The 19,689-nt window shown below is 56.9% G+C and carries 21 protein-coding genes and 1 pseudogene; 8 read left to right on the forward strand and 14 right to left on the reverse strand.

Annotation, left to right across the window (positions count from 1 at the left end; all coding sequences use genetic code 11):
• Positions 1-4: 4 nt before the first annotated feature.
• The gene (gene oxlT, locus CWM52_RS08635) at positions 5-1,279 is read right to left on the reverse strand and encodes an oxalate/formate MFS antiporter (RefSeq protein ID WP_100683714.1); all 1,275 of its coding nucleotides are present in this window, start codon (positions 1,277-1,279) and stop codon (positions 5-7) included.
• A gap of 302 nt (positions 1,280-1,581) precedes the next feature.
• Between oxlT and CWM52_RS08640 the strand changes: the two genes are divergently transcribed.
• Positions 1,582-2,067 carry a GNAT family N-acetyltransferase gene (locus tag CWM52_RS08640; protein WP_227521272.1) on the forward strand — a complete coding sequence of 162 codons (486 nt, stop codon included), beginning with the start codon at positions 1,582-1,584 and terminating at the stop codon, positions 2,065-2,067.
• A gap of 12 nt (positions 2,068-2,079) precedes the next feature.
• On the opposite strand, the gene CWM52_RS08645 is transcribed toward CWM52_RS08640, so the two are convergent.
• Positions 2,080-3,279, reverse strand: a complete 1,200-nt coding sequence (locus CWM52_RS08645) for an MFS transporter (RefSeq protein WP_100683716.1) — start codon at positions 3,277-3,279, stop codon at positions 2,080-2,082.
• 108 nt (positions 3,280-3,387) lie between these two features.
• Here CWM52_RS08645 and CWM52_RS08650 point away from each other — a divergent pair, with 108 nt between their 5' ends.
• Positions 3,388-4,353: an AraC family transcriptional regulator gene (locus CWM52_RS08650; RefSeq protein ID WP_100683717.1), complete on the forward strand. Its 966-nt coding sequence runs from the start codon at positions 3,388-3,390 to the stop codon at positions 4,351-4,353.
• On the opposite strand, the gene CWM52_RS08655 is transcribed toward CWM52_RS08650, so the two are convergent.
• The 8 genes and pseudogenes from CWM52_RS08655 to CWM52_RS08690 form a co-directional block, all read right to left on the reverse strand.
• On the reverse strand, positions 4,350-5,138 hold the full coding sequence (locus CWM52_RS08655; protein ID WP_100683718.1) for a pyrroline-5-carboxylate reductase family protein: 789 nt from the start codon (positions 5,136-5,138) through the stop codon (positions 4,350-4,352). The two genes, CWM52_RS08650 and CWM52_RS08655, sit on opposite strands and share 4 nt — an antisense overlap.
• A 25-nt stretch (positions 5,139-5,163) precedes the next feature.
• Positions 5,164-5,919, reverse strand: a complete 756-nt coding sequence (locus CWM52_RS08660; RefSeq protein ID WP_100683719.1) for a VOC family protein — start codon at positions 5,917-5,919, stop codon at positions 5,164-5,166.
• On the reverse strand, positions 5,907-6,446 hold the full coding sequence (locus tag CWM52_RS08665) for an L-2-amino-thiazoline-4-carboxylic acid hydrolase (RefSeq protein ID WP_100683720.1): 540 nt from the start codon (positions 6,444-6,446) through the stop codon (positions 5,907-5,909). The genes CWM52_RS08660 and CWM52_RS08665 overlap by 13 nt, the downstream gene beginning before the upstream one ends.
• A 4-nt stretch (positions 6,447-6,450) precedes the next feature.
• Positions 6,451-7,293: a transporter substrate-binding domain-containing protein gene (locus CWM52_RS08670; protein ID WP_100683721.1), complete on the reverse strand. Its 843-nt coding sequence runs from the start codon at positions 7,291-7,293 to the stop codon at positions 6,451-6,453.
• Positions 7,283-8,035, reverse strand: coding sequence for an amino acid ABC transporter permease (locus CWM52_RS08675; protein ID WP_100683722.1), 753 nt, complete (start codon positions 8,033-8,035; stop codon positions 7,283-7,285). Before CWM52_RS08675 ends, CWM52_RS08670 begins: the two co-directional genes overlap by 11 nt.
• Positions 8,036-8,044: 9 nt before the next feature.
• Positions 8,045-8,743 carry an ABC transporter permease subunit gene (locus CWM52_RS08680; protein WP_100683723.1) on the reverse strand — a complete coding sequence of 233 codons (699 nt, stop codon included), beginning with the start codon at positions 8,741-8,743 and terminating at the stop codon, positions 8,045-8,047.
• 8 nt (positions 8,744-8,751) lie between these two features.
• Positions 8,752-9,492: pseudogene (locus tag CWM52_RS08685) on the reverse strand (amino acid ABC transporter ATP-binding protein).
• A 240-nt stretch (positions 9,493-9,732) separates the two neighbouring features.
• A complete protein-coding gene (locus CWM52_RS08690; protein ID WP_100683724.1) occupies positions 9,733-10,008 on the reverse strand; it encodes a VF530 family DNA-binding protein in 276 nt (91 codons plus the stop codon).
• Between the two features lie 285 nt (positions 10,009-10,293).
• Between CWM52_RS08690 and CWM52_RS08695 the strand changes: the two genes are divergently transcribed.
• The 4 genes from CWM52_RS08695 to CWM52_RS08710 are packed head-to-tail and all read left to right on the forward strand — an operon-like array spanning position 10,294 to position 13,604.
• Positions 10,294-11,322, forward strand: coding sequence for an isopenicillin N synthase family dioxygenase (locus tag CWM52_RS08695; protein WP_100683725.1), 1,029 nt, complete (start codon positions 10,294-10,296; stop codon positions 11,320-11,322).
• Between the two features lie 31 nt (positions 11,323-11,353).
• Entirely contained in the window at positions 11,354-12,160 is an 807-nt protein-coding gene (locus CWM52_RS08700) for a MetQ/NlpA family ABC transporter substrate-binding protein (protein ID WP_100683726.1), read from the forward strand.
• A complete protein-coding gene (locus CWM52_RS08705) occupies positions 12,157-12,948 on the forward strand; it encodes a methionine ABC transporter ATP-binding protein (RefSeq protein WP_100683727.1) in 792 nt (263 codons plus the stop codon). The genes CWM52_RS08700 and CWM52_RS08705 overlap by 4 nt, the downstream gene beginning before the upstream one ends.
• Positions 12,945-13,604, forward strand: a complete 660-nt coding sequence (locus CWM52_RS08710) for a methionine ABC transporter permease (protein ID WP_160704964.1) — start codon at positions 12,945-12,947, stop codon at positions 13,602-13,604. The genes CWM52_RS08705 and CWM52_RS08710 overlap by 4 nt, the downstream gene beginning before the upstream one ends.
• Here the strand turns inward: CWM52_RS08710 and CWM52_RS08715 are convergent.
• On the reverse strand, positions 13,601-14,722 hold the full coding sequence (locus tag CWM52_RS08715) for an NAD(P)H-dependent flavin oxidoreductase (protein ID WP_100683729.1): 1,122 nt from the start codon (positions 14,720-14,722) through the stop codon (positions 13,601-13,603). The two genes, CWM52_RS08710 and CWM52_RS08715, sit on opposite strands and share 4 nt — an antisense overlap.
• A gap of 91 nt (positions 14,723-14,813) precedes the next feature.
• On the opposite strand from CWM52_RS08715, the gene CWM52_RS08720 reads away from it, so the two are divergent.
• Positions 14,814-15,656, forward strand: coding sequence for a LysR family transcriptional regulator (locus CWM52_RS08720; protein WP_100683730.1), 843 nt, complete (start codon positions 14,814-14,816; stop codon positions 15,654-15,656).
• Here CWM52_RS08720 and CWM52_RS08725 read toward each other — a convergent pair.
• From CWM52_RS08725 to CWM52_RS08735, 3 genes are all read right to left on the reverse strand, one after another.
• Entirely contained in the window at positions 15,653-16,822 is a 1,170-nt protein-coding gene (locus CWM52_RS08725) for a YbfB/YjiJ family MFS transporter (RefSeq protein WP_165785364.1), read from the reverse strand. The genes CWM52_RS08720 and CWM52_RS08725 overlap by 4 nt on opposite strands.
• A 224-nt stretch (positions 16,823-17,046) precedes the next feature.
• Positions 17,047-17,667: a LysE family translocator gene (locus CWM52_RS08730; protein WP_100683732.1), complete on the reverse strand. Its 621-nt coding sequence runs from the start codon at positions 17,665-17,667 to the stop codon at positions 17,047-17,049.
• Positions 17,668-17,746: 79 nt separating this feature from the next.
• Positions 17,747-18,193 carry a VOC family protein gene (locus CWM52_RS08735; RefSeq protein WP_100683733.1) on the reverse strand — a complete coding sequence of 149 codons (447 nt, stop codon included), beginning with the start codon at positions 18,191-18,193 and terminating at the stop codon, positions 17,747-17,749.
• Positions 18,194-18,394: 201 nt separating this feature from the next.
• Here CWM52_RS08735 and CWM52_RS08740 point away from each other — a divergent pair, with 201 nt between their 5' ends.
• Positions 18,395-19,585, forward strand: coding sequence for an MFS transporter (locus tag CWM52_RS08740; protein ID WP_100683734.1), 1,191 nt, complete (start codon positions 18,395-18,397; stop codon positions 19,583-19,585).
• Positions 19,586-19,689: the final 104 nt, after the last annotated feature.

Here is a 19,689-nt window from a genome sequence, read left to right on the forward strand (position 1 = left end):
AGAACTAACGAATTACGGTGGCATCGCTGTGCTTACGGATAAAGCGCGAGCGCCAGGGTTTCAGCAGCGCAATCGCCAGCGCGGCGGTAATAAAATCAAGTCCTATCGCGCAACTGAAGACCACGCCCCACCCTTGAGTATGCTGGTACAGCAGCGCCGCCAGCGGGCCGCCGAAGATCGAACCGATCCCTTGCGAGATATACAACCAGCCGTAGTTAGAACTCGCGTACTCGCTGCCGAAGGTGTCGGTCAACGTAGAGGGAAACAGCGAAAAAATCTCTCCCCAGCCGAAAAACACCACGCCGGACAACAGGACAAACAGCATCGGATCGTCCCGGCAGGCCAGCCACAGGGTCATCGCCACCCCTTCCAGCGCAAAGGCGATAAACATGGTGTTTTCACGGCCATAGCGATCGGAAATAAAACCGAACAGCGGGCGCGTCAGGCCATTGGTAAAACGATCGATAGTCAGCGCCAGCGGCAGCGCGGCCATACCGAAGACCACCGCCTTGCTGATGCCGAAATCTTCAGCGAAGACCGCCATCTGCGACGTCACCATCAGTCCAGAGGTCGACATCATCGCCATCATGGCGAACATCAGCCAGAAAAGCGGTTCACGCAGCATTTCACGCGAAGTGAATTGCCGGGTACTTTGCGCGACGGTCTGACTGGCGGGCAACGCACCGCTATCAGGCGGCAGCTTCAGCCCCTGGCTGGCGAGAAATCCCACGGCGGCAAACAGGATGCCGAAGACCGTCATGGTCTGTTCCAGTCCGTATTGGCTCAACGAGACGGAGACCGGAAAGGTGGTCATAATCGCCCCCATGCCATACCCCGCGGCGACGGCACCGGCGGCAAATCCGCGCTGGCGGGGAAACCATCGCACCATTAAACCGACGACGCCGATATAGACAATACCGGTACCCAGACCGCCGAGGCAGCCATAGACGAGGTACAGCGCGGCCAGGCCGCTGACCTGAGCCGAGAGAACCCAGCTCAGCCCCGCCATGACCGTGCCGATAGAGATAAGCAGTCGCGGGCCAAAGCGCTCAACCAGCCGTCCCTGAAACGGCGAGAAAAAGGTCTGCAGGATAATCAACAGCGAAAAGGTCACCTGTAATTCCGCCAACCCGACGCCCAGCTTCTCGGTCAACGGTCTGGTCAGCAGCGTCCAGACATATTGTGGACTGGATATCGAAGCCATACAGATCAGGCCAAGTGAGAGTTGCGTCCATTTGCCATATCTGGCGACAACCAAAGGTTCTCTGAGAACGGTCATAATCAGCTCCAGTAATCCGCTAGCCACAAATCAAAAATGACGGCCGCGACGGTGATGGGGTCCTTGAAACCCCGGCCATCCCCTGCGCATCCCAATACTTACAGTGCTAAGCATTAACCATGCCACGTTACTTATTTGTTATTTATCAATATTTTATTTATCTTCGCGGGTTCAACCTGGCGTTGCCCTGCACCGCCGAAGTGCGGTTTTTGTGTGCCCGGCGTGCAGATAAAAAGGGAGATTGGCTATAATCGCCTCGCCGCCGCCGGGAATGTTCCGGTCAGGCAGAGAAAGAGAAAGGAGTGAGATTGACTATTTCCGTTCGTCAGGCAACTCGTCATGACTGGCCAGCATTACAGCGGCTGTTCCTTTTATCGCGGTGCCATACGTTTACGTGGCTGAACGTCACCGATTTTCGCTTAACCGATCTGGAAAAGCAGACTGAAGGTGAAACGATCTGGCTGGCGTACGATCCGCAGGGAGAGCTGGCCGGGTTTATTGCCGTCTGGCTGCCAGACCACTTTATTCACCATTTGCATGTCGCTTCTGCCCGTCAGGGATGCGGAGTGGGCAAAATGCTGCTGCAGGCACTACCCGGCTGGCAAGAGCACGGCTATCGACTCAAGTGCCTGACGCGTAATCGCAACGCGCTGGCGTTTTATGCCGCCAGCGGCTTTATCACGATTGACGAAGGGGTAAGCGACGAGGGCGCGTATCGCCTGCTGGAACGCAAAGGGGCGTGGCCGCAACAGGCGGCGAAGAAAATGCGCCCGCAAGCGCATCGTTGACGCGGCGCGGGTTTATTTTTCGCTGGCCGGGGATGTCACCCGCACACCGGCAAAAACAATAATCATAGCGCTCAGCAGGAGTAAACCGCTGCCGGTAAAGACGCCGCTGGCGCCGTTGAGATCAAACACCGCCCCACCGCCGGCCGCCCCGGCGCTGATAGCCAGCTGAATAGAGGCAACCAGTAGTCCGCCCGCGCTTTCTGCTTCATCCGGTACCGTCGTCGCCAGCCAGGTTGACCAGCCGACCGGCACCAGGCCGAAGGCAAAGCCCCACATGGCGACCAGCAGTCCGTCGAGGAGTGCGATGTGGCCGAAGGTCACCATCATCAGCGCCAGCACGCTCATGACCAGCGGAACCAGCGCCAACGTTAAACGCAGGCTGCGGCTCAGCAGATGCCCGGCAAGAGAGGTGCCGATAAAGTTCGCCACCCCGAATCCGAGCAGAATCAGTGAGACGCCTTCGACGCTGGCCTGGGCGACGGTTTCCAGGAACGGCCGCAGATAGGTGAAAAAGGCAAAATGTCCGCTGAAGATTAAAATGGTGGCCAGCATCCCGCCGACCATGCCGGGACGGCGCAGAACCTTAAACAGCGTAGCAAAGCTGCCGACGCTTTCCGGACGCATTGAGGGCAGTACCCACAGTTGCCACAGCAGCGCCAGTACGCTGGGGACCGTACAGAGAATAAAGACGCTGCGCCAGCCGATCAAACCGCCCAGATAGCTGCCCAGCGGCGCCGCCACCACGGTGGCTATCGACACGGCGGAGAAGATCACCGCCAGCGCTTTCGGCACCCATGCGGCAGGCACCAGACGCATCGCCGTGGCGGTCGACATCGACCAGAACCCGCCGATCGCTATCCCCAACAGCAGGCGTCCCAGCAGCAGAAACTCCAGCGAGCTGGCGAAGGCCACCATCAGGCTGGAGACGATCTGCAGGACGGAAAAGAACATCAGCACCCAGCGGCGATCGATATTTTTGGTCGCGGGGGTGATCAGCAATCCGGTCACCAGTGCCACCAGGGCTGTGGCGGTCACCGCCTGCCCCGCCATCCCTTCGCTGACCCCAAGGCTGGCGGCCATCGGCGTTAACAGACTGGCGGGAAGAAACTCTGCAACAATCAGGCCGAAAACGCCCAGTGCCAGAGCATACACCGCGCGCCATGCGGGTTTGGCCGCGGTCATTCCCTCTTCGGCAGTTATGCAGGAACTCATATACATCTCTCCAGATTAATTAACATTGCGCCAAGGTTAGGGCTTTCCTGTCGGACGATCTATGATGCATACTCTGCAATTATTGATAATTCGTCCGGGATTACCTAGATGACTCGCCAGACCCTCGACCTGACCAGTGAACTCCTGCGCGGCATGCGCCTCTCCGGGGTCAATTACCGTCGTATCGAAACCGGCCGCCCGTTCGGGGTGGCCTTCAATTCCGTGCCGGGGAAAGCCCAGTTCCACTTCGTCAGTCGCGGACAGGCGCTGCTGCGGATGGCCAGCGGCCAGCGGCTGACGCTGGAAAGCGGCGATGCGCTGTTTATTCCCAACGGCGAGAGCCATGCGTTAATCTCCGATGACCAGGCGCAGGTGATTGATGTAGTGCAGTTAGCCAGCGAACCGGTCTGCGCGACGGTGTGCTGCGTCAAGCATGATGGCGTGCAGAAAGAGACGGAAGAGACGGAAAATACCGTCATCTTCAGCGGCTGCATGGATTTTGAACTGGGGGGCATGCAGCCGCTGGTCAAAGCGATGCCGGAAGTGATGCTGGTCAGCCGTCTGCTGAAAACCTGGCCCGAAATCCACCCGCTGCTGCTGGCGATGGAGCGCGAATCGCTCACCCGGCAGGCGGGCTACGCCGGTATTCTGGCGCGACTTGCCGATGTGGTGGCGGCGCTGATTGTTCGCGGCTGGGTGGAGTGCGGCTGCGGCAACGCCACCGGCTGGGTACAGGTGCTGCGCGATCCCAAACTCGCCAGAGCTATCTACGCGATGCATCAGCAGCCTGGCGTCAACTGGAAAGTCGCCGAGCTTGCTCGCGAGGCCGGGACCTCGCGTTCCGTTTTTGCGGAGCGTTTCCTCGCCGCCACCGGTACCACACCCGCGCGTTACCTCACGGAACTGCGGATGCGGCTGGCCGCACAGTATATTTCGGATGAAGGTCAGCCCCTGGAAAAGGTTGCCTTCCGCCTGGGATACAGTTCGCTGGCCGCCTTCAGCCGCGCCTTTAAACGCATCACCGGCAAAGCGCCGGGCGCGCTGCGCGATCTGTCGGGGGAAGAAGGGTTTTAGCCCTGCCCCAGTTCACGGGTACGCCTGACCGCCGCCAGTACGCTACGCTGAAGTCCTGCGGCAAAATCGCTGTTGTTCAGCTCATACAGGCCGTGGATCCCGACTCCCGCCGGAGAATTGTTGATATCCAGAAGCTGGCGCGGATGCTTCTGGCTGTGGCGCAGCATCTCGACCGCGCCGAGCAGATTTTCCAGCACCACTTCCGTTGCCTGGGGGCGTGACAGCCCCGCCAGTACTCCGGCATCGGTAAAGGCCTCAATAAAGTAGTAAATATAGTTAGGGCCTGCGACGCCAAAACCGGTAAAGATATCGATCAACCGCTCAGGCAGATACAGTACTTTGCCAAAGCCGCGCAGAAACGTTTCGATCCCGGCCGCGCTGGCGTGGGCGTTTAAGGTCACGCCGCTATAGCCAAATCCGGTATCGGTCAGGGTGTTGGGGATGACCCTGGCAATCGGCGTTGTCGCGCCAAACAGGGAGGCCAGTTTTTCCAGCGTCACTCCCGCAATCAGAGAAACCACCGTCGTCGAGCCGTTTAGCTGTGCACGCACGCGACTCGCCACCGCCGCCAGATCGTCCTGCGGACGGATGCCCAGTACCAGCAAAGAGGCCTCGCTTAAGCCGCTGCCGCTCGACAATCGATAACGGGCGCGCAAAGACTCGACTCGTGCGTCGTCGATATCCTCCAGCGAGATCGCGTCCGCCCGTAGCGCACCGTGGTTTAATGACGCGCGAATAATCGCCTCCGCCATCTGTCCGGCGCCAATAAAATGGACATTTGCCATGGCTCTTACTCCTTATTCAAAATCCTTATTCAAAAAGATATTCGCCGTTGCCAACGCGAAAGCGCTGGCCTTTGAGCGCCGGATCGGCAACCTGAAACACCAGTTCAGTCAGTTGGTTCGCGACCCCCTGGCGGAAAACAAACTCTCGACCGCCGACCTCCAGCCCCAGCTCGCCCGCAGGGGGAAAACCAAACAGCAACTGCCAGCGGTCACGCACCGCCTGGGGATGTGGTACCGTAAAAACCGCGCGGCGAAGTTCAATCTCCCCCAGCGGATGCGGCACAGCGAGACCCTGCGCGCGCAGTCGGCTCAACCGGGCGTCATCGTCTTCTCCCCATTGCAGAACGAAGGGATAGACCAGGCCGTCAAAATCACCGTCAATGGTGAAGATCCGCCAACGGATAGCGTTGCCCTGCGGATCGTTGCGCTGACCGTCGACGATAGATGAAACCCGCAAGCCCTGTTCATGCAACCATGCGTGCGTACGCTCAATATCGCTGCTACGCAGCGCCACCCGATACAGCGCTTCATTATCCGGCAGCAGTCGTGACGCATCCCGGGAGAGTAAAAACTTTTCTGCGGCGGAAAGCAGTTCTGCATCATCGGCAATCGCCAGAAATTCGATATAGGTCAGGCCGAAATAGCTCAATGCGTTCCAGGTTCCCCAGCCGGGATGGCGTCCACCGGATACCGCGTTGAGCTTTTGCCCGTTCAGCGTCTGAATCGCCGCTTCCGGGTGATTAACAAACTGGACCGCGTGGTCCCACTTTAAGGTTGCCATTCTCCCTCCCGCTCCTCTGACTGATAAAAACGCAGACGACAGGCTGCATCACCGCGGGCCAGCGCGGTCTGTACGTCTAAATGCAGCCCCGGAAATGCGTCGGTTAACGCATGATCGCCTGCCATGCAGATATCGCACAGTGTCTCAATTTCGCTGGCGCCTCGCCCCTGCTGCCGCCAGCAGTTAACATAAGGACAGTAGTGAAACAGAACGATAAACTCGCTCCGGCTGGCGCTAACGGGCTCCATCTCATAAACCTGAGATTCAAGACCGCGGGTGAAAAGCCGGGCAAACTCCTGCAAATCCAGGGGATCGCGCACTTGCGCGCGCAGCTTGTGCCCGATATCGCGGCCATAGTGGCGTATTGCTTCACGGGCAAAATCATCAGCGATATGGCGTTGGCGGCTTTCGTCCAACAGGTAACCGAGCGTTGCCGCACGTTTTTCGGTAATCGCGCGCAGCGCCAGGGTCACCTCGTCGTTTAAGGTGGCAGCGTTATGCGGCGATTCTGAGCGTATTGGCGTCATACCCTTATTCCCAGTCGGTATTCACTTTAACGTCGCTGGCGCCCGGCAGGGCATACACATCTTCGGCGTGCCATTTCCGCGACAGCTCAGCGAGCGTGCCGTCCTTTTTCAGCGCAAGCAGCTGAGCGTCAATCGCTTTGATCAACTGCGGATCGGTATTTTTTTTATACAAATAGACGTTAGGAAACAGGCCGACGGAATCCGAAGCTTTTAAATTAAGATTTAACGCTTTATTTAATGCCAGCAGAGCGCCAATCGGATAAATCGCCGCATCGTATTCCCCCGAGGCTACGGCTTTAAAGATATCGGCGGCGGACTGTTCGCCGTTTGGCTGCAGGTTAATTTGCTGGCCTGGATGTTTTTTATTGTAGTTTTCAATTACGGTATAACGGGCGTCAGTGGTATGAATCGGTACCAGCTTTTTCTTACCGCTGGCGAGATCGCCGAGATGATGAATATCGTTCTCATCGTTACGTACGATCAGGCGCAAATCGCTGATCCCGGTCGGTTCGCCGGAGTGGTCGTATTTTTCCGCCCGCTCTTTAGTGAGATAAAAGTGATCCGCCGCGAGGGTATAGGCACCGGTCGATAAGCCGACAATCATCGCGTCGCGCGACACCGCATTAAAATGAAACTTATAGTCGATTAACCGCTGGTCCAGTATCTTTAACAGATCGCCATCGTAGCCGGTAATATTGTTGTTATCGTCAACAAAGCTAAAGGGAAAACCGTTAGCATTGACGACAACCTCAACCGTTTTTGCATTCGGACTTTTTTCAATCGCCTGCGCGGCGTTGATTCCCATTGCCAACACTAGCGAACTCACCAGTAAAATTTTATTTTTCAAAATACTTTCCCCAAAAAGATAACCGTGGAACACTCTTTTCTACGTTTCCTTGCCAGCGGGCGCTCAGAAACACTTCTACACTGCGCAATGCTCTGGCAATCGCCAGGCACAGCACGATATAAATCACCAGCACGACGCAATACGCTTCGACAAAATGAAACCCGCGCGCGGCGGCGATATTGGCTTTCGCCATCAGATCAATAACAGTGATGGTGTAAACCAGAGAGGTATCTTTGATAAGATCGATCAGCACGCTGGTAAAATTCGGCAGCACGGATACCGCCGCCTGCGGAAAAATAATGCGCCGGAACTGCGTGAACCCGCTCAGCCCAATTGACCATGCGGCCTCCCGCTGCCCCTTATCAACCGCGTTCCATCCTGCGCGAAAGGTCTCGGCGAAATAGGCGCTGAAAATCAGCGATAGTGCGGTGACCGCCGCCGCCAGCGGCGAGAGTTTGTAGCTGAACATATTATCCTGCGGGCCGCCAAACAGTCCGGCGGCAATCCACGGCCAGACGTAAAAAAAGAAATACAGCATCACCAGTACCGGGACCGAACGGCCAAAGGAGAGGAATACCTTCGCTACAAATTGCACGCCGGGTACCTGACGAATAATCACCCACGCCAGCACCGCGCCCAGCAGAGTGGAAAACAGTAATGATAATAACGTTATCGCCAGAGTGACCGGCAGTGCGCTTAAAATAAAAGTAAAATTATCCCGAATGAATGCAAAACTAAACATGTTAATCTATCACTCCAGCAGGAACTGATATTTCTTTTCAATACGAGTGGTCAAATAGAGAATAATGCTATTCAGCACCCAGTAGATGATAATAACGCTAATAAATGCCGCAACCTGTTTAGCTCCGTAGCTATTTTGCGAAATCTTTTGCGCACGACCAAAAATATCAACAATGCCAATAATATTGACCAGCGAAGTCATTTTCACCAGATTTATTAAAAGATTGCCAAAAACGGGAATAGCAATAATTAGCCCCTGGGGAAAGATTATCCGTAATATTCCTTTGTACCAGGGGATATTCAGGCTGATAATGGCCTCTTTCTGGCCGATATCCACCGCCCCCCACGCTGAACGCATCATCTCTGCAAAATAGGGACTGATGCTGACCGAGATAGACAAAATCGCAAAGGTGGTATCGCTAATCCACTGCGGCGGCAGCGCCAGCGCAGTCAAAATCAATTTGCCGCCAAAGAAAAACAGCAGGATCAGCAGCGCCAGGGGCGCGCCGCGCAGAATGTCGGTATAGCCGTTTGCCGCCGCGCTGAGCGGGGTAAAGCGGCTAAACTGCAGCAGCACAACCAGCAGAGCGATGGTCAAGCCAAGCAGCAGCGATGCCAGCGTTATTCCGAGGGTTACAGGTAAATTTTCCAGCAGTTTCGGCAGTATCCCGGCGATATCCTGCCAGCTGAACAGCGGGTTATTGTTCATCGTCACCCTCAGGCGTGATAGTGAAGTTGCGCAAGAAACGCCCGGGTTCGGCCCTGCTGCGCCGCGCTAAATATCTGTTCCGCCGGGCCCTGTTCAACGATTTCGCCGTTTTCCATAAATACCACCCGGGAAGCGACCTGGCGAGCGAATGCCATTTCGTGCGTCACGATGATCATCGTCTGACCCGCAGCGGCAATGGTCTGAATAAGTTCCAGCACTTCACCGACTTTTTCCGGATCCAACGCGGAGGTCGGCTCATCCAGCAGCAGAACGGCGGGGTTAATTGCCAGCGCCCGCGCAATACCGATACGCTGCTTTTGCCCGCCGGAAAGACTGTGGGGATAGTGGTCTTTTTTATGCAATAACCCCACCTGCTTTAAGAGTCGCTCAGCAATATCCAGAGCCTCCTGACGCGGGCGTTTTTTAGCGTAAATCAATCCTTCGGTAATATTTTGCAGTGCAGTGAGGTTATGAAAAAGATTCCACGATTAAAAAACCATGGCGGTTTTTTCCCGTAGCCTTTCAATGTCCTTTTTGCTCGCTTTTGCGCAATCCACCGCCACATCATCTATTATTATTTGTCCGCTATCGGCGGGTTCTAAGAAATTAAGCGTGCGTAATAGTGTGGTTTTCCCTGAACCGCTGGGACCAAGAATGCAAATAACATCACCAGAATTGATGCTAAGTGACACCTCTTTTAGCACTCTTTCACCGGAGAAGCTTTTACTGATCTTATTGAGAGTCATCATAATGAGATATTCGTGAATGATTTTTTATTTGCCACACATCGGCATTTATTGCGGTATAAAAACTATATTGCCGGGGTTCAGGTGATAGCAAACAAGAAAATAGTCTATCGAAAGTTAAAAAATAACTTTTTATAGATTTGTTATAATAATGAGACTGGATTGTAATGAAATGTTGTGAGCAAAGCGGAGTATCCCCGGAGCTTTCTGAAGTAAGCTTCCGGGGACTCGTTTCTTACCGCTTTACTTTTTCTGCCAGTTGGCCCACGGATTATCCGCCGGAACGTCCTCTTTTGCCGTATCGGCTTCGGACAGCGAATCAATATACAGTTCTTCAACTTCTTTGCGCGCCCAGGGGGTCCGACGTAAAAATTTGAGGCTCGATTTGATGCTCGGGTCGCTCTTAAAACAGTTGATATTGATCCGTTGTGCCAGTCCGGCCCAACCATACCTCGCCACCAGGGCGTTCAGTAAAGCCTCGAGGGTGACGCCATGAAGAGGATCTTTGGAAGGCTGCATTGCGATGTTGAATCCTGAATACCTGAGAAATGTCGCACACCATACTGGCTACCTCGCCCCTGTGCAAGGCAGAAAGAGAGTTCGCGCCGCCTTTATCCATTATTCGCAAAAGCACAGAACCCCGCGCGGTCATAAATTAGAAAAGAAGGTTATTGGTTGATTATTTGCCGTTGAGGCAAGCTGTGCTCACCCCACCGAATGAGGAAATCGCCATGCGCTGTTGTTGTCCCCGAACCCTGAACCTGAATAAACGCTCTTCCCTGAACGCTGTCTTCGGAGAACACAATGAACGCAACGACTTTGCCGATTCTCGATCTTGCTCGCTACGCCGATCCGGCTGAGAAAACGGCTTTTCTGGCCGACCTTCGCTATGCGGCTCGCGAGATAGGCTTCTTTTATCTGATCAATCATGGCGTCGACGATGCCTTACAACAGGCTGTCCAGCAGCAATCCCGCCGCTTTTTTGCCCTGTCTGATGAGCAAAAACAGCCGGTCGCAATGATTCATTCCCCACACTTTCGCGGCTACAACCGCGCCGCATCGGAGCTGACCCGCGGGCAGCCAGACTGGCGAGAACAATTTGATATTGGCGCCGAGCGTCCGGCGCTGCATCTTAAGGATGATGCACCGCGCTGGCAGCGCCTGCAGGGGCCTAACCTGTGGCCGGAAGCCCTGCCGACGCTGAAACCCACGCTGCTCAGCTGGCAGCGCGCCATGACCCAGGTCGGCACCACCCTGCTGCGCGCCTTTGCTGAAGCGCTGGCGCTGCCTGATGACGCCTTTGACACCTTGTATGGCAATAAACCCAACGAGCATATCAAACTGATCCGCTATCCCGGTCAGCATGAGGCGCAAAGCCATCAGGGCGTCGGCGCGCATAAGGACTCCGGGTTCCTCAGCTTCCTGCTTCAGGATGAGCAAAAGGGTCTGCAGGTGGAAGTGGCTCCCGGACAATGGATCGACGCGACCCCGCTGGCCGGCAGCTTTGTCGTCAATATTGGCGAACTGCTGGAGCTGGCCACCAATGGCTATCTGCGCGCCACCGTGCATCGGGTGGTGTCTCCGCCAGCGCACCAGGAGCGCCTCTCCATCGCCTTTTTCCTCGGCGCACAGCTGGATGCCACCGTCCCGGTCTATACCCTTCCGCCAGAGCTGGCGCAGGAAGCGCTCGGGCCGGACAGCGATCCGCAGAATCCACTGCTGCGCGAAGTGGGCTGGAATTACCTGAAGGGCCGCCTGCGCTCCCACCCGGATGTGGCTGCACGTTACTACCAGGATGTGTTTCGCGAACGCGCCGCGCAACCGATCGTTTAAAGATAAAAACTCAAAGATAAAGGAAAACACCATGAAAATTGCCGCTTTTAAACTGGCAGGGGTCGCTCTGTCTCTCTCTTTAGCCTGGACCTCAGCGCAGGCCGCCGCATTACGCGTCGCGGCGGACCCGGTTCCGCATGCGGAAATACTTAACTACATCAAAAAAATCGACCCCAGTCTGGATCTGAAGGTGGTTGAACTGACCAGCGGCGTGAATGCCAATGAACTGCTGGCAAACGGCGACGTGGATGCGAACTATTTCCAGCACGTTCCCTATTTGAAAGATCAGGAAAAGGCGCTGGGCAAGACCTTCGCCGTCGCCGCCACGGTCCATATTGAGCCGCTGGGCATCTATTCGCGCAAGCACAAAGACTTCGCTTCGCTGCCGGAAAATGCCACCGTCGCCGTGCCCAATAACACCACCAACCTGAGCCGCGCGCTGTTCTTATTGCAAAGCCAGGGGCTGATCAAACTGGCCTCTACCTTCACCGACCCGGCCACGACGCTGGCGACGCCAAAAGATATCGTCGAAAACCCGAAACATCTGAAGATTCTGGAAATTGAATCACCGCAGATCCCGCGCTCTCTCGATGATGTCGATCTGGCCGTGATCAACGGTAACTATGCGCTGGAAGCCGGGCTGACGCCGGCAAAAGACGCGCTGGGCCTTGAGAGCGCCAGCCATAACCCTTATGCCAACATTCTGGTCACCACCCCCTCTCTGGCAAACGACCCGCGCATCAAACAGCTGGCAAAAGACCTGACTTCGCCGCAGGTGGCTGACTTTATCCGTCAGCGTTATAACGGCTCGGTTATCCCGGTGGCCCCGAAAGCATGATTGACGCCATCGGGCTGAGTAAAACCTATGCCGGAACAGGCCGACCGGCGCTGAACAAGGTGTCGCTGCATGTGCCGAAGGGGGCGATTTACGGCATCCTCGGGCGCAGCGGTGCGGGCAAGAGTACGCTGATCCGCTGTCTGAATCTGCTGGAGCGGCCCACATCGGGCCGCATTATTGTGAACGGACAGGATATTACGCAAATGGATAAAGCCGCGCTGCGCGCTTATCGTCTGCGCACCGGGATGATCTTCCAGCATTTTAACCTGCTGCACGCGCGCAACGTCGCCGACAACATCGCTGTGCCGCTGGAAATCGCCGGCATGGCCAAAACGGCGCGTCAGACGCGAGTGGCGGAACTGCTGGAGCTGGTCGGGCTTAGCGATAAAGCGCATGCGTTCCCTTCCCAGCTTTCGGGCGGGCAAAAGCAGCGCGTCGGCATCGCAAGGGCGCTGGCGGCAAGGCCGGATGTCCTGCTGTGCGACGAGGCGACCAGCGCCCTGGATCCCGAGACCACCGCCTCGGTTCTGGCGCTGCTGGCGGATATTAATCAGCGCCTGAATCTGACGATTGTGCTGATCACCCATGAGCTGGAGGTGGTCAAAACCCTGTGCGACCACGCCGCGCTGCTGGAAAATGGCGAGATCGTCGAAAGCGGCAGTATCGCCGAACTGCTGGTGGCGCCGTGGTCGAAACTGCGCCAGTCATTGCTGCACGATCCGCAGTCGGAACGTGATTTTCTCGCTCGTCACGGTTATCACCGGAGGCCATTATGCACAGTCGCATGAGCTGGGATGAACTCTGGCCGCTGCTGATGGAAGGTACGCTGGACACGGTGTATATGGTAAGTCTGGCGGCGCTATTTACCGTTCTGCTCGGCCTGCCTGTCGGCGTGGTGCTGTTTATTTCGCGTAAAAACGGCCTACTGCCGATGCCGAAACTCAACGCCCTGCTGGGGGCGGTGATTAACTTTGGTCGCTCGCTGCCGTTTATCGTGCTGCTGATCGCCCTGATCCCGTTTACCCGGCTGATTATCGGCACTACGCTCGGGAGTACCGCGGCAGTGGTGCCGGTGACGATTGGTGCCTTCCCTTTTTTCGCCCGGTTGACGGAAAACGCGCTCGACGAAGTGGATTACGGCCGTATTGAAGCCATTTTGTCGATGGGCGGCACGGTCTGGCATGTGATTTTTAAATCGCTACTGCCGGAAGCGTTGCCAACCCTGCTGGCGGGCGTCACGCTGACTATCGTTATGCTGATTGGCTTCTCGTCAATGGCCGGCGTCATTGGCGGCGGCGGGCTGGGCGATTTGGCGATTCGCTATGGCTATCAGCGCTTTAATGATCAAGTGATGGTCGGCACGGTGCTGATTCTGGTGGCTCTCGTGCAGGGCGTGCAGATGGCGGGCGACCGTCTGGTTCGCCGCCTGGCCCACCGCCGTTAGACATCCGCACGGTCGGACATCGGCAGTCGCGGCAGGTCGCCATCCCGCCGCGGCTGCTGAGTACAAAAACCGCCTTCACGGATCAGCGCCTGCATCAGGTCAGCCGCCGGCAGCGCCCGGATCATCGCGACGCCCTCTCCTGCCCACGGCGCTCCAAATCCCCACTCGCCCTGCGCTCGCGTCACGGCCGCCAGCGCTTTCCCCGCGTCGTAGGCCACCGGGTAGTCGGGAGGTATCACTCCGGCATGACGCCTGCCGATTTCACAAAATGCATTATCAATGCTGCGCGCCGGGCGGCCGGAAATCGCCGCGGTCATCACGGTTTGTGGCGGCGGTTCAGCGCTCAGCGCCTGACGATATCCGGCGTCGGTAGCCGATTCCGGGCACAGCAGGAACGCGGTCCCCAGTTGAACCCCTTCCGCGCCCAGCTGCAGCAGGCTGCGGATCCCGGCGCCGTCCATAATCCCCCCTGCGGCGACAACCGGTATCGACAGCGTCCGCTGTAGCGCCTGGAGCAACGTCAAGGTACTCATTTGCCGATCGTCGCCATGAGGATCGAAGATCCCGCGATGGCCTCCGGCTTCATACCCCTGCGCAATCACGATATCGACGCCCTGGGCGACGGCCCGCTGCGCCTCGTCTACGCTGGTGGCGCTGGCCATGATCGCCACGCCTTTTTCCTTAAGGCGCCGAATGAGTGTCTTATCCGCCATACCGAAGTGGAAACTGACCACTTCAGGTGCGAGGTCCAGTATCAGCTCGGCCATCGGCTGGTTCGCAAGGAAACTGTGATAGATTTCCGTCAGCGTCTCGGGCGGTTCCCCGCCGAAACGGGCGAATAGCGGGCGCAACAGCGCTATCCACCGCGCTTCCGTGTGCGGGTCCCGGCGCGCCGGCGCATGGCAAAACAGATTGACGTTGATGGGCCCTGTGGTCAGATTCCGGGTACGCGCGATCAGCGCTTCGGCCTGGGAAAGGGTCGCGGCTCCCAGCCCCAGAGAGCCGAGCCCGCCGCTGTTGCTCACCGCGGCGGCCAGCTCTGGCGTTGAGACGCCGGCCATTGGCGCCTGGATAATGGGATAAGCAATATCCAGTCTCTGCGTTAAGCGATTGTGCATAGTCACCCTGTCTGAATGTGTGATACCGAATGTTTAACATCTCTTTTTGAGATGTTAAGATCAATATCATTTCCATATTTAGAAGAAAAACATGAACCACACCACGTTACAGATCTTTAAAATTGTCGCGGAAGAGCAAAGCATCACCCGGGCAGCAAAAAAGCTGGGCCGTGCGCAATCGAATATCACCACGCGCATCCAGCAGCTGGAAGAGGAGCTGGACGTTGAGCTGTTCGTGCGGGGCAATAAAAAAATGGTGCTCTCCTGCGCCGGAAAGCAGTTCCTCGACTACGCGCTAAGAATACTGAGCCTTGGCGAAGAGGCGAAACAAGCGCTGCACCCGTCGAAACCTGGCGGACGCTTGCGCCTGGGGTCCATGGAAGCGACCGCCGCCAGCCGCCTAATTCACCTTCTTCCACGGTTTCGCGCGATCTGTCCGCAGGTCGAGCTGACGCTGCATACCCAGCCTACTCAGCAGTTGACTGAGCTGGTGCAGCGTGCCGCCCTCGACTGCGCGCTGGTCAGTTTGCCGCTGAGCGCTGACGGTAAGCTGGTCTGCCCGACAGAGATCGACGCACTCCCCGTTTTTGTCGAGCAACTGATGCTGGTGAGCCCACCGGGTCACGCGGAGATCAGGCTCGCCGCCTTCTCCAGGGGCTGCAGCTATCGGGCGATCGGGGAAGCGTTTTTCGCCGCCGACCGGCGCATCGAGGTTCAGGATGTGGGCTCATACCACGCCATGATCGCCTGCATTGCGTCCGGCGGCTATAGCGCTATCCTGCCGCAAAGCGTCATCGATATCCTGGCCCTGCCTGACGATTGCCAGATTCAACCGGTTCAGCAGGCGCAGACTCAGCTCATCTGGCGCCGGGAGTCGATGTCCCCTGCGCTCAGTGAAATGCGGCAGCTGCTGATGTCAGCCACATCGTTTTAAGGGTGCGCGCGCCCTGACCTGACCGCAACCAGCCCCGCCGCCAGAAACAGAGACGCTGCCGCCGCCATCAGTGAGGGAGTAAACGCTCCCGTCAGATTATGCAGCGCCCCGGCGACAACGGGCCCGATAATCTGCCCGACGCCGTAGGTGGCCGTCATCGCCGCGATCATGTTAAATTTTACCCGCTGATTCAGCCTTCTGGCTTCCGCAAGCGCAATGGTAACGGTGCCCATAAAGGTAAAACCGACCAGCAACGCGCTGAGCAAACAAGCGAGTAATCCCTGGCTGAGAGCAGGCAGCACAACGCCCGCCGCCTGTATCAGCAGATTGGCGGTCAGCGCCCGCCGGAAGCCCAGCCTGATAACCAGTTTGTGCCAGATAAAGCATGAAGGTACCGCCGCAAGCCCAAACAGCGCCCAGATTTGCACGGGATCGATCTGCGCCAGCGAGCCGGATAAAAACAGCGGCAGGTAGGTCGCGGTAATGATGTAACCAAAGCCAGAAAAACCATATATCGCCAGTAATCGCCAGGCATCGGCGGTTTTTCCATCCGCCCCGGTTATCGCCGGTGACGGCTGCGGCCAGGCCAGCGCCGCATCAGCCGGCGTCAACAGCAGGCGCACGACCAGTAAAAAGAGGATCGTTGCGCTCGCGGCGCAGATAAGCCAGATTTGTGGACTGGAGAGCGAGGCGTATTTTGCCAGCGAGATACATTCGGCGGATAAAAAGATCCCCATCCCAACGCCGGAAAAGAGTACCGGCGCGCCATGAGGGTGTTTCATATGCTGGAGGAGCCATAGCGAGCCGGCGATCAGCGTCACAGCGCTCAGCACTCCGGCCAGCCCGCGGATAAGGATTATGGCTAAAGGCGACTTCACCCACGCCAGTAGCGCCAGGCATACTAACGTGGACACCACCGAGGCGAGAGTCAGGCGGGTGCTGTCCGCCGGCCGGGCTTTCGACAGCAACAGCGCCCCGATCAGATAGCCCGCGTAGTTGACCGAGGCTGCCAGATTCCCCTGCCGCAGCGACAGGATCTGCTCATCCAGCATAACCGGCAGAATCCCGGTATAGGCAAAACGCCCGTATCCCATGCCGATAATCAGCACGACTGAACCGGCCAGCGCCAGCCGCAAAGCCTGACGCTCGGTCCGCTGTGGGGTCATATTCACATCCTGCTCCGCGGCATTTAATCTCAAAGAGAGAACCATATCTTACTATTGTTCTCTTTTTATTATGGTAAGAAAAAGACCGGCGAGCAAGATACGTAGATCGCGCCCGCCATCGACTATCACAGTAGAGGAGCCTGATAAAGATGCTTCGCTGAACGGCGAAGTGTGGTGGTCAACGCGGCAGAGAAATTCGGGGGGCCTGCTGCCCCCAGGGGCAATTAACGATGGCTGAGTGCCAGTCTGGCGGCAAAGAGCATAAACACCCCGCCGGTGATGCGATCCATCCACTGGATAAAACGTGGTCTTTTGAGTAGCCCGGAGGCATAACGGGTCGCGAGGATCAGGGTTAGTGACCACAGCGTGCCGATCAACACGTGGATGGCGACCAGCAGGAAGGTCCAGATAACCGGCGAGTGCCCTGCGGGGATAAACTGCGGTAAAAAGGAGACGTAAAATACCCCCATTTTGGGATTGAGGACGTTTCCGAGCATCCCTTTTACAAACCAGTTACGGCCAGAAGACGCGGCAACCTGCGGCGTATCAAAGGCCCGGCGTGGACGAAGCAGAAGCTGAAAGCCTAACCAGCATAAATAGGCCGCCCCGCACCATTTCAGGATGTTATAAGCGACTTCCGATGCCGCAAGCAACGCGCCTAAACCGAAAGCAACGATTGCGCCCCAGATAAAACAACCGGTATCGATACCCAGGGCCGCCTGAAAGGCTTTTTTGCCACCTTCGACGGTTGAGGTGCGGAGGATTAGCGCGGTATCAAGGCCAGGGGTTAAGGTCAGAAGTAACGCGGCTAAGGAATAAGCCAGAAGGGCATCGGCAACGGACATTTGCTCTCTCCGAAAGGGTTGATTCTATGGAAAATGGTCCATCCTGGCAATCAATTCACGCGGGTTAACGACGGCGCTTTCACCGCGTCTCCTCGCGTAGCCATGGCGTAATCGTGACGCCGGTCAGCAGTCCTTCCGGGCTGAGCAGACGGGTGACGGTCTGACCCCATGGCTCTTCCCGGTTGGCAATCAGCAGCCGGTATCCTTTGGCGATCAGCACGTCGGTGGCGGCCTGGATATCGCGGACTTCAAATTCTATCCATGCCTGCGGGACGGGCAGATCTGCCGGCCACTGTTCACTGCCAAAGCAGGAAGTCGCCGCCTGAGACAGCGGCCAGAGGGCAAAATGTTTCACTCCCGCCAGCGCATCCTGTTCGGTCAGCAGATAGTCATCGTTACCCGCCATCCGTTGCAAAGGTAAACCTAACGTCTCGCCATAAAAGGCATGGCTCAGCGCGGTGTTTTGCGTGATGGGACCAAATCCTGCGACAAACAGCACGGAGATATCGGCGAAATCTTTTGTCATGTTCCCTCCAGAGGGTGAAGACAGAAATAGAATCGGCAGAAAATTTATACATTGAATACGCAGACTTGCACAGATTCGTCTTGTCCGGGGACTAATTTTGGTGGGTTTGGCTAAAACAACGGGAAAACGCATCCTGTGCTCGTCCGGATGACCGGGTCTGCGCTATGCTGCTCACACCTTCGTTTGAAATACCATGATGTTATGACCTCTTCAGTCAGTAATACGCAACTCAATCTACGCATTATTTCGATCGTCGTTTTTACCTGTATCTGCTATCTCTCTATCGGTCTGCCGCTCGCCGTCTTGCCTGGCTATATCCATTACCAGCTGGGATACAGTACGCTTATCGCCGGTGTTGTTATCAGCCTGCAGTACATCTCTACGCTGTTCAGCCGCCCGCACGCTGGACGTTATACGGATATCTGGGGACCCAAAAAAGTCGTCAGTCTTGGGATCGTCTGCTGTCTGCTGAGCGGGCTGTTCACTCTCGTTGCGGTGGCGCTGCAACCGGTGCCGCTGCTGGCGATTAGCGCTTTGCTGATTGGCCGTCTTTTTCTTGGCGTCGGTGAAAGCTTTACCGCGACGGGGGCTACGCTGTGGGGCATTAAAACCGTGGGGGCGATGCATACTTCGCGGGTGATCTCGTGGAATGGCGTAGCGACCTATGTGGCGATGGCGGTTGGCGCGCCGCTCGGCGTGATGCTGAACAGCAACTTTGGTATCAGCGGTTTTGCCGCCGTGGTCGTCGTGGTGGCCCTGGTTGGCCTGCTCTTTGCCCGTACGCGCCAGGATGTCAGCGTCACCGCCGGTGTTCGGGCGCCGTTCCACGTGGTGGTGCGCAAAATCTGGCCTTATGGCCTGGGTCTGGCCCTGGGGACCGTGGGGTTCGGGGTTATCGCGACCTTTATCACGCTCTACTTTTCCGCACATCGCTGGCAAGGTGCGGCATTTACCCTTTCGCTGTTTAGCGCCGGGTTTATCTGCGTGCGCCTGGTGGCGGGTAATATGATTACCCGCTACGGCGGCGTTCGCGTCTCTCTGGTCTGCTTCGTTGTCGAATCTCTCGGGCTGGTGATTATCTGGCTGGCGCCTTGTGCATGGATAGCCGGCCTTGGCGCGCTGCTGACCGGTTCCGGTTTCTCTTTAGTTTTCCCGGCGCTGGGGGTGGAAGCGGTCAGACAGGTTGAAGAACAAAACCAGGGTACGGCGCTGGGAACCTATTCGGCCTTTCTCGATTTGGCGCTCGGTTTGACGGGTCCCGTCGCGGGCTGGGTCGCCGGGTATTATGCTCTGGATACGATTTATCTGTTGGCCGCAGTGGTCGTTGTGCTGGCATTCCTGCTGGTTTTACGCATTTATCTGCAGCAACGCGTCGGTTTGCGCCACCTATGAAAGAGGGTCTCCGGCAGCCTCTGGTTGCCGGTTCCGCTAAAAAACTAATCAATAATTGACGGCGATTCGGCATCCGTGCCAACATCCTTGTCACGTCTGGTTAC

Source organism: Raoultella sp. T31 (assembly GCF_002806725.1).
In the GTDB taxonomy this organism is placed as follows: domain Bacteria; phylum Pseudomonadota; class Gammaproteobacteria; order Enterobacterales; family Enterobacteriaceae; genus Klebsiella; species Klebsiella electrica.

What these genes read in the sequence shown, in the direction of transcription:
- oxlT (WP_100683714.1), bottom strand. Translation starts at nt 1,279, where the DNA reads ATGACCGTTCTCAGAGAACCTTTGGTTGTCGCCAGATATGGCAAATGG.
- CWM52_RS08645 (WP_100683716.1), bottom strand. Translation starts at nt 3,279, where the DNA reads ATGAGTTCCTGCATAACTGCCGAAGAGGGAATGACCGCGGCCAAACCC.
- CWM52_RS08650 (WP_100683717.1), top strand. Translation starts at nt 3,388, where the DNA reads ATGACTCGCCAGACCCTCGACCTGACCAGTGAACTCCTGCGCGGCATG.
- CWM52_RS08655 (WP_100683718.1), bottom strand. Translation starts at nt 5,138, where the DNA reads ATGGCAAATGTCCATTTTATTGGCGCCGGACAGATGGCGGAGGCGATT.
- CWM52_RS08660 (WP_100683719.1), bottom strand. Translation starts at nt 5,919, where the DNA reads ATGGCAACCTTAAAGTGGGACCACGCGGTCCAGTTTGTTAATCACCCG.
- CWM52_RS08665 (WP_100683720.1), bottom strand. Translation starts at nt 6,446, where the DNA reads ATGACGCCAATACGCTCAGAATCGCCGCATAACGCTGCCACCTTAAAC.
- CWM52_RS08675 (WP_100683722.1), bottom strand. Translation starts at nt 8,035, where the DNA reads ATGTTTAGTTTTGCATTCATTCGGGATAATTTTACTTTTATTTTAAGC.
- CWM52_RS08680 (WP_100683723.1), bottom strand. Translation starts at nt 8,743, where the DNA reads ATGAACAATAACCCGCTGTTCAGCTGGCAGGATATCGCCGGGATACTG.
- CWM52_RS08690 (WP_100683724.1), bottom strand. Translation starts at nt 10,008, where the DNA reads ATGCAGCCTTCCAAAGATCCTCTTCATGGCGTCACCCTCGAGGCTTTA.
- CWM52_RS08695 (WP_100683725.1), top strand. Translation starts at nt 10,294, where the DNA reads ATGAACGCAACGACTTTGCCGATTCTCGATCTTGCTCGCTACGCCGAT.
- CWM52_RS08700 (WP_100683726.1), top strand. Translation starts at nt 11,354, where the DNA reads ATGAAAATTGCCGCTTTTAAACTGGCAGGGGTCGCTCTGTCTCTCTCT.
- CWM52_RS08705 (WP_100683727.1), top strand. Translation starts at nt 12,157, where the DNA reads ATGATTGACGCCATCGGGCTGAGTAAAACCTATGCCGGAACAGGCCGA.
- CWM52_RS08710 (WP_160704964.1), top strand. Translation starts at nt 12,945, where the DNA reads ATGAGCTGGGATGAACTCTGGCCGCTGCTGATGGAAGGTACGCTGGAC.
- CWM52_RS08715 (WP_100683729.1), bottom strand. Translation starts at nt 14,722, where the DNA reads ATGCACAATCGCTTAACGCAGAGACTGGATATTGCTTATCCCATTATC.
- CWM52_RS08720 (WP_100683730.1), top strand. Translation starts at nt 14,814, where the DNA reads ATGAACCACACCACGTTACAGATCTTTAAAATTGTCGCGGAAGAGCAA.
- CWM52_RS08725 (WP_165785364.1), bottom strand. Translation starts at nt 16,822, where the DNA reads ATGACCCCACAGCGGACCGAGCGTCAGGCTTTGCGGCTGGCGCTGGCC.
- CWM52_RS08730 (WP_100683732.1), bottom strand. Translation starts at nt 17,667, where the DNA reads ATGTCCGTTGCCGATGCCCTTCTGGCTTATTCCTTAGCCGCGTTACTT.
- CWM52_RS08735 (WP_100683733.1), bottom strand. Translation starts at nt 18,193, where the DNA reads ATGACAAAAGATTTCGCCGATATCTCCGTGCTGTTTGTCGCAGGATTT.
- CWM52_RS08740 (WP_100683734.1), top strand. Translation starts at nt 18,395, where the DNA reads ATGACCTCTTCAGTCAGTAATACGCAACTCAATCTACGCATTATTTCG.